This window comes from Pedobacter sp. 01N416, from assembly GCF_056399685.1.
This window is the reverse complement of the sequence record NZ_JBFTRT010000250.1, coordinates 1-15,417: the sequence shown is the minus strand read 5'-3', so window position 1 is coordinate 15,417 and position 15,417 is coordinate 1. Positions and strand designations below refer to the sequence as shown.

The 15,417-nt window shown below is 39.8% G+C and carries 9 protein-coding genes and 1 pseudogene; 1 reads left to right on the top strand and 9 read right to left on the bottom strand.

Translation table 11 applies throughout. From position 1 onward, the window contains the following. Positions 1-231: pseudogene (locus AC1DND_RS14860) on the top strand (ABC transporter substrate-binding protein); the annotation flags it as partial. 42 nt (positions 232-273) lie between these two features. Here AC1DND_RS14860 and AC1DND_RS14855 read toward each other — a convergent pair. From AC1DND_RS14855 to AC1DND_RS14815, 9 genes are all read right to left on the bottom strand, one after another. Next, positions 274-2,358, bottom strand: a complete 2,085-nt coding sequence (locus AC1DND_RS14855) for a S9 family peptidase (RefSeq protein WP_477582715.1) — start codon at positions 2,356-2,358, stop codon at positions 274-276. A gap of 85 nt (positions 2,359-2,443) precedes the next feature. Then, entirely contained in the window at positions 2,444-3,880 is a 1,437-nt protein-coding gene (locus AC1DND_RS14850; RefSeq protein ID WP_477582713.1) for a SusD/RagB family nutrient-binding outer membrane lipoprotein, read from the bottom strand. Between the two features lie 11 nt (positions 3,881-3,891). Beyond that, complete coding sequence (locus AC1DND_RS14845) at positions 3,892-6,603, bottom strand: SusC/RagA family TonB-linked outer membrane protein (protein ID WP_477582711.1); 2,712 nt, start codon at positions 6,601-6,603, stop codon at positions 3,892-3,894. Between the two features lie 35 nt (positions 6,604-6,638). Beyond that, entirely contained in the window at positions 6,639-6,797 is a 159-nt protein-coding gene (locus tag AC1DND_RS14840) for a hypothetical protein (RefSeq protein WP_477582709.1), read from the bottom strand. 320 nt (positions 6,798-7,117) lie between these two features. Beyond that, positions 7,118-9,265, bottom strand: coding sequence for a TonB-dependent receptor domain-containing protein (locus tag AC1DND_RS14835; protein ID WP_477582707.1), 2,148 nt, complete (start codon positions 9,263-9,265; stop codon positions 7,118-7,120). A gap of 427 nt (positions 9,266-9,692) precedes the next feature. Continuing rightward, complete coding sequence (locus tag AC1DND_RS14830) at positions 9,693-10,421, bottom strand: acyl-CoA desaturase (RefSeq protein ID WP_215131673.1); 729 nt, start codon at positions 10,419-10,421, stop codon at positions 9,693-9,695. A 140-nt stretch (positions 10,422-10,561) separates the two neighbouring features. After that, the gene (locus tag AC1DND_RS14825; protein WP_025142534.1) at positions 10,562-11,059 is read right to left on the bottom strand and encodes a cupin domain-containing protein; all 498 of its coding nucleotides are present in this window, start codon (positions 11,057-11,059) and stop codon (positions 10,562-10,564) included. A 375-nt stretch (positions 11,060-11,434) separates the two neighbouring features. Further along, positions 11,435-12,991 carry a RagB/SusD family nutrient uptake outer membrane protein gene (locus AC1DND_RS14820; protein WP_477582705.1) on the bottom strand — a complete coding sequence of 519 codons (1,557 nt, stop codon included), beginning with the start codon at positions 12,989-12,991 and terminating at the stop codon, positions 11,435-11,437. A 25-nt stretch (positions 12,992-13,016) separates the two neighbouring features. After that, positions 13,017-15,417: SusC/RagA family TonB-linked outer membrane protein (locus AC1DND_RS14815; protein WP_477582703.1), on the bottom strand; the 2,401-nt coding region annotated here is incomplete at its 5' end.

The window sequence follows — 15,417 nt, the reverse complement described above, 5'->3', positions numbered from 1 at the left end:
ACTGCTTTTTACAATAAAGAATTCGATCAGCTGTTTGAGAAAAGCTATTATGAAACCGATAACGAAAAACGCTTTGAGCTGTATCGCAAAATGGATCAGATGGTAATGGATTATGCTCCTGTTGTTCCGCTTTTCTACGATCAATCTGTAGTGATGCTTCAGAACAACATTTCAGGTTATTCCTTTAATCCACAGAGTTTAATGATTTTGAAACGGATAAAAAAGAAATAGAAAAATCGTCAACTAAACGTTGTCTTCAACAAGCAACCATTGCTACTTCTTATCCATTAACTTCCTTTTAAGAAAATCGGCCGTTGCTTCACTCACCTTTAACCCGTTAGAAAATTTCATCCAATGATGGGTATCATCAGGAATGGCCAGAAATTCAAAATCAAACTTCTTATCTTCAAAACGCTTGGCAAGGTCAACACTCTGAGTAAAAGCAACATTCCTATCATCATCAGCATGTATAATCAATGTTGGCGATGTCCACGTGTTGATATAACTCACCGGAGATGATGATGTGGCTATCCTGGCGGCCAGTGCAGCATCTGGGGCAGGCTCCTTTCCTTCGGTTCCTGGATTACTAAACCTATAATTTACGCCATGGATATCTACCCCAGCTGCAAACAATTTAGAATCTTTTCCAAGTGCCAGCGCAGTTAAGTAGCCACCATATGAACCTCCATAAATGCCGATTTTATTTTTATTGATATCCTTCTGATTCGCTAACCATTCGCCTGCAGCCTTTATATCCTGATATTCTGCTGCTCCTTGTGGCCCGGCATTTAAAGGTTTATGAAAATCAAAACCATAACCAGTACCCAAACGGTAATTTACAGATAAAACCGTAAACCCCATATTTACCAGGTACTGGTTTAAAGCATAATCAATTGAATAATAATCCATCGGGTTCCAACCCAAAAACATTTGCCGTTGAGGGCCACCATGAACATATACGATTGCTGACTTGTTTTTATCTGCTTTTTTTGGAGAAAACAATTGTCCATATACAGTATGGCCATCGGGTGCCTTAAAATTTACATGTTTTGGAATTACCATTTCTTTGATGGGAAAATCGTTAGGAATAAGTGATTCGCCGATGAGTTTAACTGCCTTTTTATCATTTAACACAGCTGGTAAAAGCGGCCGTTCTGCTGTAGAACTTAAACAGAAAAAAGTACGGTTATCTCCCGAAATTACAGGATAGGCTTCAATACCTTTGCCAAAACTCAATGCCTCCACGTTTGCCTTATTTACTGCTACTTTGTAAATATGCCTCCTATCTAAATCATCTGCTTCGTTACCTGTGTTTGCTGCAAAAACCAATGTCTTTTTATCGTTGCTCAGTTTAACGTTTTCAACAGCAAAATTACCCGGGGTAAGCAATAAACGGCCTGATCCATCAGGATTAATAGTATACAAGTGCGGCCAACCGTCCTCATATGAAGTGAATATTATCTTACCATCGGCCCATTGCAAATTGGCACCACCATCAATTGAAGGATAAGAACCCCTGATCGTTTCGGGAGCTTTCCAGATCTGTTTTCCTTCTCCAGAATTTACGTTAACCGTCCAGATAGCCCAGGGCTGATGTTTTCGCGTTAAAACCGAATCCGTTTCTATACCTGTTCCTGCTGTGCGGATAAAAGCAATCGCATTGCCGTCTGGTGACCAAACCGGTGCATTATCTTTAGAAAAAGATTGTGATAACCACTGTATCGCCGTTTGCTGATCGGTATAAATACCTATAAAAGAATGATCTGTGCGGTTGGAAACAAACACAATCTTCTTCCCATCCGGCGACCATTTGTAACCTGAGTTGATGCCTTTTGCGTAAAACAGGTTTTTTGCCGGAAACGATCCATCAATCGGGGCAACCATCACCTGACCTGCTTTGCTAAACAGCACCTGTTCACTGTTTGGTGAAATAATGGGATTATCGCCTTCACCTATTGCAATAACTTTTCCACCGCCAAAAGGCACAGCAAACACCTGTATTTTTGGTGCAATTGGAGATGAATTTGCGTTAACMGGTCCGCCATCTCTTCCACCATGATCGCCGCCACGTACAAATACAATCCATTTGCCATTTGCAGAAATAGATAAACTGGTTAATTCTTGCCCATCATCATCATTATAATCTGTATTTTTTATTGCTTTATAATCAGGCGCTTCAGCAGTATAAATGTTTCTTTTTCCCTGTTCATTTGCGGCCCAAGCTATTTTAGAGCCAACGGGCGAGGCTACCAATTGTGTGGGGAAAGGATAACTTAAAACTGATTTCAGTGTAAAGTTCTGTGCAAAAATTTTAGCGGCAGATATTAGTATGAGCAGTATAAGCAGCGATTTTTTCATTACTTGATATTGAGCGGATAAATTATAAAAAAAAGCCCTAACCGATGTGCAGTTAGGACTCTGATTATTGTTTTTTATAAGAATGTTACTGATCCCACCACAGTTTGGTTGTTCTTGCCACATCTGCCGGAACATTTGCCCCGTTTTTACTGCGTTCGCCCTGTGGATAATCCAAACGACGGATAAAGGTTGGAAGCGCAGCGTTGGCCGGCATACCGAAATCCTTGTACTTGTAATCGAAACGGCGGGCGTCATTCCAGGCCTCAGGATTTAAATAGGTTGCAATGTATTTCTCTTTAAAAATAAGATCTTTTGTTAAAGCCGCAGCACCAACATTAACAACAGGATTGGCCAGATAAGCATCTCTTGCAGTTGTCGAAACCAAAAGTTTATCCATATTAGCACTAATACCAGCCAAATAAGCTGCATAGGCTTTCGTTTTATCGGTATCAAAATAAGCTTCAGCTTCGATAAATTTCAGCTCAGCATAAGTAACAATAAGTATTGGAGCAGTATTGCTGGTCCATGGAGAGTTACTAGAAATATAACACTCATCTTTTGTGGTGTTTGCACCAGGCAATCTGTTACCTGCCCCATTTACGGTTCCGATGTAAGTATTATTCACCGTTTTATCAGTTATCTTTTCCAAGCGCGGATCTACCACACCTGGAAAAGTTGTACCTTTTAGCGCATCGATCAACTGTTCAGAAAGCCATCCACCAAGCGATTGTTGCGAATTGGATAGTGCCACATTGGCCCATGGGTTACGTTCTTTAAAAGTAGCCATTCCGGCATCATCCGCATTTGCCGTAAAGGAATTACTCAGTGCTTCCAATACTGCTGTAGGATTATAAGAACTTGTTTTACTTATTTTGTTCAATAATCTGGCTTTTAAACCATAAGCCATTTTCAACCAGTTTGCCCTTTCAGTGGCAGGAGTTTTCCCATAAATTAAATCGCTTGTAGGGGCCAGTTTAACTGTTGCATTGGTTTTGGCAAGTTCAACAATGGCTTCATCCAATAGTACTATGGCTTGGTTATATACCTCCTGTTGTTTATCATATTTTGGCTTAAGGTTGTTAATGTCGAAAGCTTGCGAAAACGGAGCATCTCCCCATAAATCATTTACCAAGGTAAGGTTATAGGCAATAATCACATCGGCTACACCTTTATACTCGCTGGAGCTTTGTGCAACTGCCAGTTTTTTCATTTCGTTAGCATCGGCCATGGCAAAATAAAGCGCATCCCAGGTGGTAGTAAAATCAATTGCCTGGTAGGTATCTCCGGCCGCATTGGCTGAAGGATTGGCGGTATATTGCACATAGGGGGCAACAATGCTTCCGACAAGGAAATTGTTATTTCCGATTTTGTAAGTTGACGTTGCCAACAATGCATTGAGTGTTGGCGTTGGAACCTGATTAGGATTATCAGACAATTTATCAAAATAATCGTCTTTACAACTCTGCAAACCTAGTGTTGCAATTAAAGCTGCGCACCATGTATATTTTATAATCTTTTGCATCGTAATTCTATTTAAAAACCAACATTAAGTGTAAACATAATTGTACGGGCAGATGGATACGTAAATCCGGCAGAGCCATCATTATTACTACCCGAATCGAAAGAACTCGATTCTGGATCTACACCATAATATTTCGTCCATAACCATAAATTATTTCCGGTAACGGATAGTGAAGCATTTTTGATTGATTTTGCAGGCAACCAGTTCTCCGGTAAATTATACGTTAAACTTGCAGAACGTAAACGTACCCATGAGGCATCGCTTACAAAAGGCTCAGAAACGTTTCGGTAGTAAATGCGGTAATACCCTTCGCCATAATCAACCCCGTCCGGTCCGATCCGCTGCCCCATGTAAACAGGCTTGGCGTTTGGTTGTCCATTGGCCAAAAGGCCGTCAAACACCCGTACTGTTCTTCTATCTGCTGTATAATCAGGCAATCCAAAGGCCGAATAAAAATCTTCTAACCAGTTGTATTTCTCAAATCCTAAACGCGCATCAAACAATACATTTAAACTGAAATTTTTGTATTTGAAAGTATTGCCCATACCAATGATATAGTTTGGCTGCGAATTACCCAGTAATTTTTGCTTGCCGCCTGAAATGCTCGGGAATCCGTTTGCTCCAATCAGCAATGGAAGATCTTTATCCAGTACAATCGGATCTTCTGGCGTACTTCCATAATAACGGTTAAAATAGCTGCCATAAATATTGCCATATGGCTGTCCCTGGATCAGTTTCATCGTTACTCCCGCATTGCCATAACCTCTTGCCGCACCGTAAACAATTTCCGATATTCCGTTAGGCATACTCAATACCATATTTCTGTTGGCCGAAAAATTAACATTTACATCCCACCTGAAATCTTTTGATACAATTGGTTTACCATTCAATACCAACTCAACTCCCCTGTTCCTGATATCGCCTGCATTGATTGATTTGGTTACATAACCTACTGCCGAAGAAATCTGCGTTTGAATGATCTGATCTTTGCTTAATGAATAATAGTAAGTAAAATCGAATCCTAAACGGTTTTTAAAGAACGACATCTCTAAACCAGCCTCGTAGGTATTGGTAAATTCGGGACGAATATCGGGATTACCAAGGTTTGGAGCAATGGTTAAACCACCTGTTCCGGTTGGCAGCGAAGTATAAGGCGAATATCCGGTAAAGGTAGAATACTCAGATGCATCCTTTCCGATCCTTGCATAAGACAAACGCAACTTGGCCTGATTAATGACGGCAGGCAACTTAAATTGATCAGAAAACACATAACTTAAACTTGCTGAAGGATAGAAAAACGACCTGTTTGCTTTTGGCAGCGTAGAAGTGATGTCATTTCTTCCGGTTACGGTTAAGAAAAGGTAATTTTTGTAATCAAAAGTCGCTTCTCCAAAATAACCGATCAGTCTTTTTTGTCGCAGGGTTTGTGTTGGGGTAAGTACACCTGCATTAGCCAGATTAAAGAAATTGTACACACCGAGGATACTGCCCAAAGTACCGATCTCCTTCGATTTACGGTCGTAAAGCTCTTGCCCAAGCCTTAAAGTCCCGGTAATATCATCTGTTAGTTTAGAGGTAAGTGTGGCAACGATAGTGCTGTTAATGGTTCTAAACTTGGTATTGTATTCACCATAATAACCCTGAGCATTATCGTACATGGCTTCAGTAGCATACATCGGTCCGCGGGCAGTTCGCACACGGTTGTCATTATATGTATCTACACCTAAACGGTAAGAAAAATTAAGCCACTTTGCGGGATCATAACTTAGGCTTGCCCCACCGATAAACCGGTTAACATCACCTTTAAGCCTRTTGTTTGCTGTACCCCAGATTGGATTATTGGTACCGAAGTATTTTTGCGAACCATCTGCATTCTGATAATCTGCCACATCATAACGCGGCGACCAATAGGCCAAACTTTCGCCAAAACGGTCTGCACTATAACTATATCCGCCAGAATTGGTGAAATTCATATTTACAGCGGCCTTAAATTTTGGACTGATGGTAAAGTCTGTATTTAAACGTCCCGAGAAGTTTTTGTTATCGGTATTTGGCATCATTCCTTTTTGGTACAACTGCGAAACAGAAGAGAAAAATTTAATCGCTTCACTTCCTCCGGTAACCGAAATCGAATTTTTAACCTGCTGACCTTTACCAAAAGCACGGTCGTAGTTATTAAACAATTGATCAGGGTGAGTCGGATCGATCAGTTTCGCTTCGGCAATGGTTGGCCCCCATGCCGGTCCAATTCCGCCCGGAGGGTTGGTATAAACGCCCAACACGCCTTGGGTATATTCTGTTTGTACATCCGGCGATTTCAACACTTCATCATAGCCGTAACTACTGTTGAAATTAACGCTAACGCCATTTTGCTTACCTCTTTTAGTGGTAATTACCACAACACCATTTGCACCTCTTAATCCATAAAGCGCGGTAGCGGCACCTCCCTTTAAAATATTGATGGTTTCAATATCCTCTGGATTGATATCTGAAGCCCTATTGGTTACCCCTCTTGAACCATATGCGGTTCCATCGGGATTAGCCCCGACTGTAGAGGTAGAGTTATCAATCTGCACTCCATCTATTACATATAAAGGATCGCCAGAAATGTTAGGGTCAATAGAGTTAACTCCCCTGATCCGGATACTTGCTCCCTGGCCCGGGCCACCGCCAGTGCTTGAAATTGTTGCACCTGCAACCTTACCTTGTAATGCATTAAGCAAGTTAGGCTGGTGATTATAATTCAGGTCTTCGGATTTTACAGATTGTGCAGCATAATTTTTACACTTGCTCCGGGTAATGGACCTCCATCATCAACAGCGGTTATTTTTCCTGTTATTGTTTTTACCTGTGCCATTGTGGATAGGCCAATCAGTAAAATAAAAAGAAAAAAAAGTGAGGTAAAGATTTTTCTCATATCACAATTGTTTAGTTTAGGGGATTTTAGTTATATGCAATATAACATTTTTAGCACCAAAAACACGCACAAAACATGATCAATAAGGCTGTATTTCGTGCAAAATTTTACACAAACACCCTTCATCCTGCAAAATATCGCAAAAAACATCAACAAAAAACGCATAAACCGACTTATAAGCTAATTATGCAAGAATATTACTACTTAAAAATTGGTTAGCGTAGCTTTAACGCTTTTACAGAAAAGAAATGGAGACATGAAAGAAAAAAAGCCCTTCCGAAAGAAATCGAAAAGGCTTAAAATGTATGTTAAATTGGGTTTTACTGCTGAACGCCACCGCCCATGCCACCTCCTTGTTGCTGATCTTGCTTTACATCGTCGTTTTTGATTTTTTTCTTTTCTGTAAATTTAAGTTTACCGAAAGAATAACTAAAGTTAACACCAAAAGAACGCAGCGGATAGTAGATATTTTGGCTCTGAAAAACTGTTCCAGTAGGTGTAATAGAGTTATTTACAGTTTGGATGTGAAGATCTTTTGTGAAAGGGTTCAAAGTATTTACACCAATTGACCCTTTTTTGTTTAAGATATCTTTCTTGAATGATGCACCATAAAAGATCATCGCATCTGTTTTACCCTGATACGTTCTTCTTGGAGAATTTACTACACCGAATAATTCAAAATTATAACCTTTACCAAAACCATATGCAGAACGGGCAAAAATATTATAGTTTACAAAAGTACCCGTATTAAAATTGGCTACCTTGTTATCCACTTCATAAGTATTTAATCCAAAGTTACTCATCAAAGTCCATTTTGGTTTAGGGTTGTATGAGCCAAAGACATTGAAACCGTAAGTTTGGCCAGTACCCACATTAATGTAAGTGGTTAATGGTGTATTGGCAGCAGTTGTAGTAAGTGAACTTTCGATTATCCCTCCTGTACGGCGGTAAAACACTGATGCATTAATTACCGATCCTTTTATAAAGGTACTGTAGCCCAACTCTAAGTTATCACTTAATTCAGGATTTAAATATGGATTTCCCTGCTGTAAGTTAATTGGGTTACTATCGTTAAGGAAAGGATTTAAATAGTTTTGACCAGGTCTTTGTAAACGACGGTTATAACTCAGTTTTAATGTTGCATTTCCTTTTAAGGTTTGAGATATGATTGCACTAGGGAATAAATTCAAATAATCATTCTTCTGAATTCCGTTAGCCTTAGTGTTAAAACTTATTGTAGTATATTCCGTTCTTAAACCACCTTTAAACTTTAATTTTTTGGTTAAGTTGAAGCTAATTACACCATAAGCTGCGGCAACATCTTGATTATAATCAAAGTCTTGTGACGAAAAATCGAACTGGCTTCTAATTTTACGAAAAATACCTTTTGCGCCAACTTCTAAGGTTGTTGATTTAGAAAATGGATACGTATAATCAGTTTGAACAGTGTACTCATTATTTTTACTGGTATTATTTCTTTCAGTAGTTACTCCTGTTAAAGAATCCTGAGGAATAAGCGTATTACTAAACCTTTGCGGCGTACGGCCGGTAGATAGCTGCGCAGAAATAGAAAACTCTTCACCTTCTTTTTTAGAGGTCTTTTTATAATCGACATTCCAATCCATATTACTGAATGTCATATCCATATCGCTGATATTTCTTTGACGAATACTATTATAAATAAAATCCGATTCACCTGGACCTCCATTTGAAAAACGGTTAAACTTTACATTAGAGCTAATGTTGTTATATGCATTAAAATCATAATCAACACCTAAACTACCATTTAAGCCATCTCTGCTCCATTTTGAGAAACCGTCTTGTGATAAATTGTTAACACCCCCATTATTTAGTTTGGTGTTGTTAACGATGACAACCCTCGAATTCTGAGCGTATGCAAAATTTCCTCCTAATGAAGTATTAACACTTAAACGGCCCGTTTTTGCAGTTAAGTTAAATGCACCGTTGTTCTGACGTGTACCTGCAGAAGCATTTACCGAACCACTTACGCCTTGTGCATTAGATTTTTTAGTAATAATATTGATGATACCTCCAGAACCTTCTGCATCATATTTAGCTGATGGACTGGTAATTACCTCCACACTTTTAATCTGCTCTGCAGGGATCATTTTTAAAGCATCAGCAACGCTGCTGGCCATAGTACCGGAAGGCTTGCCATTAATTAAAACGCGTACCGCGCCACCACGCAACTGCACGTTGCCATTAATATCAACCGATAACATCGGCACCTTACGCATTACATCAGTTGCATCACCGCCAGCGTTTGTACCATCTGCTTCTGCGTTATAAACCATTCTATCGATTTTATTTTCGATAACCGCTTTTGTTCCCTGAACCTGCACATCTGCCAGCGTATTTTCGCTTGATGAAATATAAATTGTACCTATATTATTATCGGGTTTGGATGGCGTGGTGGTAACCAAAACAGATTTTGTTTTGTAGCCCATAAAACCGATCATTAGCTTATAAGAATCAGGYGATACATTTTGTAAGCTTAATTTCCCCTTGTAATTAGTCTACGCAAATTGCATTTTGTTACAATTATAAGCTATACTTTTTACACTAACTCTATCAATTTGTCGGCAAACACTACGCTTTTATCGGTAAAAGGAATTATGGATGACAGTAAGCCCCTTATTGCTCTTTGATTACACTCAAAACCATGAAATGAAACTTCTGACAGTCCTCCAACAGGATAACAAGTTGTAAAGATTAATTCCGTGATTCCAGTGTTTCCGTGGCGGAAAAAAGCTATGGCTGGTTTAGTGAACCAAACGGAAAAAACAAATGGTCTGTGAGGACACAGACCATGGAATAAATCCCGAACATTCGGAATAGTATGACGAGCACTTAGCTTTGAGCTTTAGTCTTCCCTTAAACCTTTCTAATTTTTATAATACGCATCCAGTGCAATACCTTCATTACCGGATAGGTTGGATCAAATTCCCACCATTTGGTAGCAAAGTTAGGACTGTTTGGTTTTTTGTGGTGGTTGTTCTGAAAAAGTTCGCCCATTAATAAGAAATCCCAAGGTAATGAGTTTTTGCTATGATCATCATTATCATGGTTAGAATAGCCATATTTATGACCACACCAGTTTACAATTGCCCCATGTAAAGGGCCCATCAAAAAGTGGATCGGCAATAAAATAAACAGCCACCAGTGGTTGGCAAAAGCAACATAAAAACCAATGTAAAATAGGCCGCATGCAATTCTCCAGGCCCATGAATTTCCAATCTTATCCACAATTGGCCATTCAGGATAATTTCCCTGGAAAGCTGGCTCTGGCTGTATTTTAAATTGCAGATAATTCATGTACATATTCTTCGTTGCAACCATCATCCCGAAAACATCTTTAAAAAAATGTGGTGAGTGTGGATCTTTCTCTGTGTCGCTATAAGCATGGTGCATCCGGTGCAGAATGGCATAAGCCCTGGGGTTTAAAAATGATGAGCCTTGCGAGATCAGCAATATCAGATAGAAAAACCGCTCCCAAAAAAGCTCCATTTTAAACATCTTGTGCGACGAGTAACGGTGAAGGAAAAAGGTTTGGCTAAACAGGGATAAAAACCAATGGCAAAGAAAAAAAATGAAGATAATCATGTAAGGATGTATATGCTTTATAAACGTATTTTGAGGGCGTTTAGTTTTTAATCGTGTAGAAAAAACGCTTTAAATTAAGCGTTTAGACAAAAAGAATCCTGTTCCAATGCATAGAACAGGATTCTTTTTTAAATTATTTATTATCTACCGAAATCGTCTTGAACACGTACGATATCGCTTTCATCTGATGGATTTGAAGCATCGGTATGTTGCCATATTTCTGCTACAACACCCCAATCTTCTAAACCGATTAAGCGGTGGCGTTCACCTTGTTGTAATTTGATCTGGTCTTTTGGAGCATATTTTTTCACTTCACCTTCTTCATCAGTTTGGCTGGTTTTAATACCAACAGTACCGGTTACCACTTGCCAGATTTCGGCTCTGCGGTGGTGATATTGCCACGAAAGACGTGTATTTGGTGCAACGATTAAAATTTTCGGACTTAATTTACCGCCAATTTTAAGGTCTTCAACATTTAATCCATCAAAATAAGTATCGGCAAATTGTTGCGCCTGTGCTTCATCTATTACAAAAAAACCACCCCAAGGGCGTGTTTCATCGCGGTTTACTACATTAAAACCTTCAATTTTTAAACGTTGTGCTACGCTTTCGAATATTTCTTTTTTGTCGTTTGTCATTGATAAAATATTAGTTTTCTAATAATTGTCGAGGTTCACAGGCATCAATTAATCTCCCTGTGTGGTTCTATAATTTGCCGCAAAAATAAGTCTAATAAATTAAAAAAGCCCCTTCACTCCTTTTATTTTTTTAAACTCAATTTATGAATTACCGTAAAATCTGCCCATACAATAGTTAAAGACTATAAAATTGCTGATAAACACCTCCATTGCTTTAGTATGCTCGCGAGCGGCGGCGAGGGATCTCTATTCGGTTGTGCTTCAGCCGAAACGACGATGAAAACGGATGCCTCGTATCGGGCACCCGTTTTTTTGTTAAAACATTATTTATGGTCGGTGTGACACCAACCATTAGAAATAATAAAATACTGTTGTTTAATAACCTGGATTTGGAGTCAGGTTAGGATTGTTTTTGATTTCTGAAGTAGGAATCGGGAACAATAAATGTTTGGTTTGCAAAGGTTGGTTTACACTTTTATTAATGTGGCCAACAAAATTATCAAAACCATTGGTGCTTTCATTGTACACTTTACGTAACCGCACCATATCAAACCAGGTAACGCCCTCGTAGCACAGTTCGTGCCAGCGTTCTCTCCAAACGGCTTCTTCAAACTGTGTTTGGCTCAAACCTGCAAGATCGGCCAATTGCGCTCTTTTTCGTACTGCATTTATAGCAGTATAGGCTGCAACATTCGGACTACCATCTGCCCTGTTCTGTGCTTCGGCATAAATTAATAAGGTTTCGGCATAACGGATCTGTGGAATATTCAGATCGCTCCTGCTGGTACCTTCTACACCTAGTGTTCCATTTGCAATCAGATCGAAGTGTTTAAAAACATAAGGCTTACCGCGGTTAATCAACGGCATTTTAAATCCATCGGTATAATAATCGGTAAAGAAATAACCTTCTCTGTTTTTAGCCCTTAAATCTCCCGCCTCATACGAACCATAAAAATCTGCGGTTGGAATAGCCGTTCCAATGCCATCAATTTTAGAAACCAATGGCTGGTGCAAAGGTAAATAAGATGATTGCAAGGGGTTACCAGATCCGGCAGCATCATTGTATTGGATTCCGAATAAATGCTCTATTTTATTGTCATTCTTCGCATCGTGAAGGGCTCCATAACCAGGGAACAAGCCAAGTGATGCTGGATTCCCGGTTGAATAATCGATTACCTCTTTGGCCTTATCTGCAGCTAATTTATAATACGCTGCTCCTTTGTTAAGTGGCTGTCCGGCCATGGTTAAATATACTTTTGCCAGTTCAGATTTAATTGCTGCTGTAGAAACACGTCCACTCGCATCCATAAAAGGCAGACCTGCCGCTTCTGCAGCAACCAGATCATCAACAATGAGTTTGTATACCTGCTCTTGTGGTGTACGGGAAGGAGAAAAATTGGGATCGTTAGGACTGGTAATCGGTTTAGTGATTAAAGGCACATCGCCCCATAAACGTACCAGGTAAAAATATGCCCAGGCCCTGATGAAAGCAGCCTCTCCTAAAATCCTTTTTTTCTGTGCATTGTCCATCGGGTTAATGCCCGGAACTTTATCCAACACCAGGTTAGCTTGTGCAATCACTTTGTAAAAGCCGTTCCAGTTTTGGTTAACATGCAGGTTTGTTCCATCATAAATTAATGAATACAAATTGTTCAGATCGGAGTTTTGTGCTGTTTCGGTAGATTGTATGCCGGTTGGTGCATCAAGCATCTGCCAGTTGTTGGAATAAATACCGGCACCGTTTCCAATAAACCGAATCTCTGCATAAACAGCAGCAATACCTGCTTCCGCATGTTCTGGTAAAGTATAAAAACTATTGGGCGAAAGATTGGTGGGATCTGTTTCATCTAAAAACTTCTTACATCCCGAGTTTGCGATTATAGCGCCGCTTAGCAACAACAAAGCAGCGATATTTTTTATGTTCATTTTCATGTTGATATCCTTTCTTTAGTTAATGTTATAATCCAATGTTTAAACCTACCATGAATGTAGTTGGCTTTGGATAATCGAAAAATGTTTGACCCTGTGCAAATGCATTTCCATAGGTAGTTACCTCAGGGTCGTTACCTGTATACTTGGTTGCCAGGAAGAAATTTTGAACAGATGCATAAACACGAAGTTTGCTTAAGCGTAATTTTTCGACAAGTGTTTTATCAAAAGTATAACCTAGTAAAAGGTTTTTTCCACGGATGAAAGAACCGTCTTCTAACCAATGGGTATCCACGTTGGTAACATATCCGGCAGATTGATCCCTGATTGCGGCGATCGGTGTATTTTGATTCTGAGGAGTCCAGGCATTCAATACGCTGGCAAAGCTATTGGCCTGTACCTGTCTGTCTTCACCCGAGTGATGGGTCATATTCAACACATCATTCCCATAAGAATATTGAAGTTCTACAATCAGCTCTAAGTTTTTATAGCGGAATGAGTTACCAAACGACCCCCAGCCTTTCGGCGTTCCGTTACCAATAATCTGACGGTCGGCATCTGTAATGGCATGATCGCCGTTTACATCTAAATATTTAATATCGCCAGGAAGCAAAGTTTTACCACCCCGGTAACTTACATATTGGGCTGCTTCTGCCCTTTCGGCCTCGCTCCAGGTTCCTAAACGTACAAGCCCCCAGAATGAACCCACAGGCTCACCTACCCTGATAATACCAGTTTGATTGGTGAAATTTGGGTTACCCACACCAAAAATATCATCAGGAGTAGCCAAAGAAAGTACCTTGTTACGGTTAAGGGAGATATTGAAGCTGGTTTTCCAGGTAAAATTGTCGGTTTGTACATTTACCGTATTAATCCCTAAATCTAAACCTTTGTTCTGCATAGACCCGATATTTTTTCTGATCACCGAATATCCTGTGGTACGTGGAACCGGGGCATCCAATAACATATCGGTTGTTTTTCTATAATAAAGATCGGCCTCTAAATTAATGCGGTTGTTAAACAAACCTAATTCTAAACCCGCATCAACCTGTGCTGTTTTTTCCCAAACCAGATCCGGATTGGCCAACCTGCCGATACCAATACCGGTTACCTTACTATCATTAATAATAGCTGAGTTATTAACCAATGTGGCGAGCGATTGATACGCAGGGAGCTCTGAGTTACCACTTAAACCATAACTGGTTCTTAGTTTTAAGTTAGAGATAGTTTTGTTTCCTTTAAGAAAATCTTCGTCTGAAGCTTTCCAGGCCAGTGCTGCCGAAGGGAAAAAGGCAAACTTATGGTTCTCTCCGAATTTGGATGAGCCATCTACCCTACCTGTAAAAGTAACCAGGTATTTATCTTTAAAAGCATAGTTTAATCTTCCAAAATAAGAGTTAAAAGCCGATCTGTTCCGGCTAGAGCCCACTGTAATCGATTTACTTCCAGAGCCCATGTTATTGTTTCCGTAAAAATCGGTTACAAAATTCTCCGCATGGCTGGTATTGCTAAAGAAGCTGGTGGCCTGCCAGGAGATACCCAATAACGCATTAATGGCATGCGATTCGGCAAAACGTTTGTTATAGGTTAAATAGTTTTCCAGTGACCAGAAGGTTTCCCGATCATCGGTTACATTGGCCGTTCCATTCTGGCCATCAGAGATACCGTATAATTGTTTGGCATTGTACTCATTAATGTTACGGCTCACAATATTGGCCCCTAACTGGGTACGGAACTCTAAATCTTTGCTAAAGCTGATGGTAGAGTAAATACTTCCCAAAGCAGTTTGGGTAACCATTCCATATTTTTGATCAGTTAAGATGTGCACCGGATTAGAGCCTCCTTCTGCCCATGGAATCAGTTTATTATCGCCCCACTTGCCATCTGCCAGTTTAATCGGTAGAAAAGGAAATGCTTCTGTAATCATACGGACCGAATTTAAGCCGCCAGTTCCCTGATCAACAATGTTTTCATTCTGGTTATTGTAGCTCAAATTACCGCCTACCTTTAACCATGGTTTAATTTTACTATCGAAATTAAACCTGCCCGAATATCGTTTTAAATAAGAGTTCAGTAAAAGTCCCTGGTCATCGCGGTAGCCTGCAAAAACACCGTAAGTACTATTTTCGTTTCCACCTGTAAAACCCAGCTGGTGATTTTGCGAAAGTTTGTTCTGTGTAGATTCTTTTAACCAATCGGTATTATATAATGGATTTCCATTGCCATCGAAAAATTGAGGTAAGGCAATTCTGGCTGCTTTTGGAACGGGTTTGGATGCRTAACTTCCTGCTGCCCAACCTACCGGATCGTAAACTTTAATATTCTCATAAGCCAGATCCTGCACTTTAACGTATTCGAAGGCATCAAGCATCTTAACATGATGTGCCGCCAATGTATTTATACCAAAATCTGCATCATAGGTAATGCGT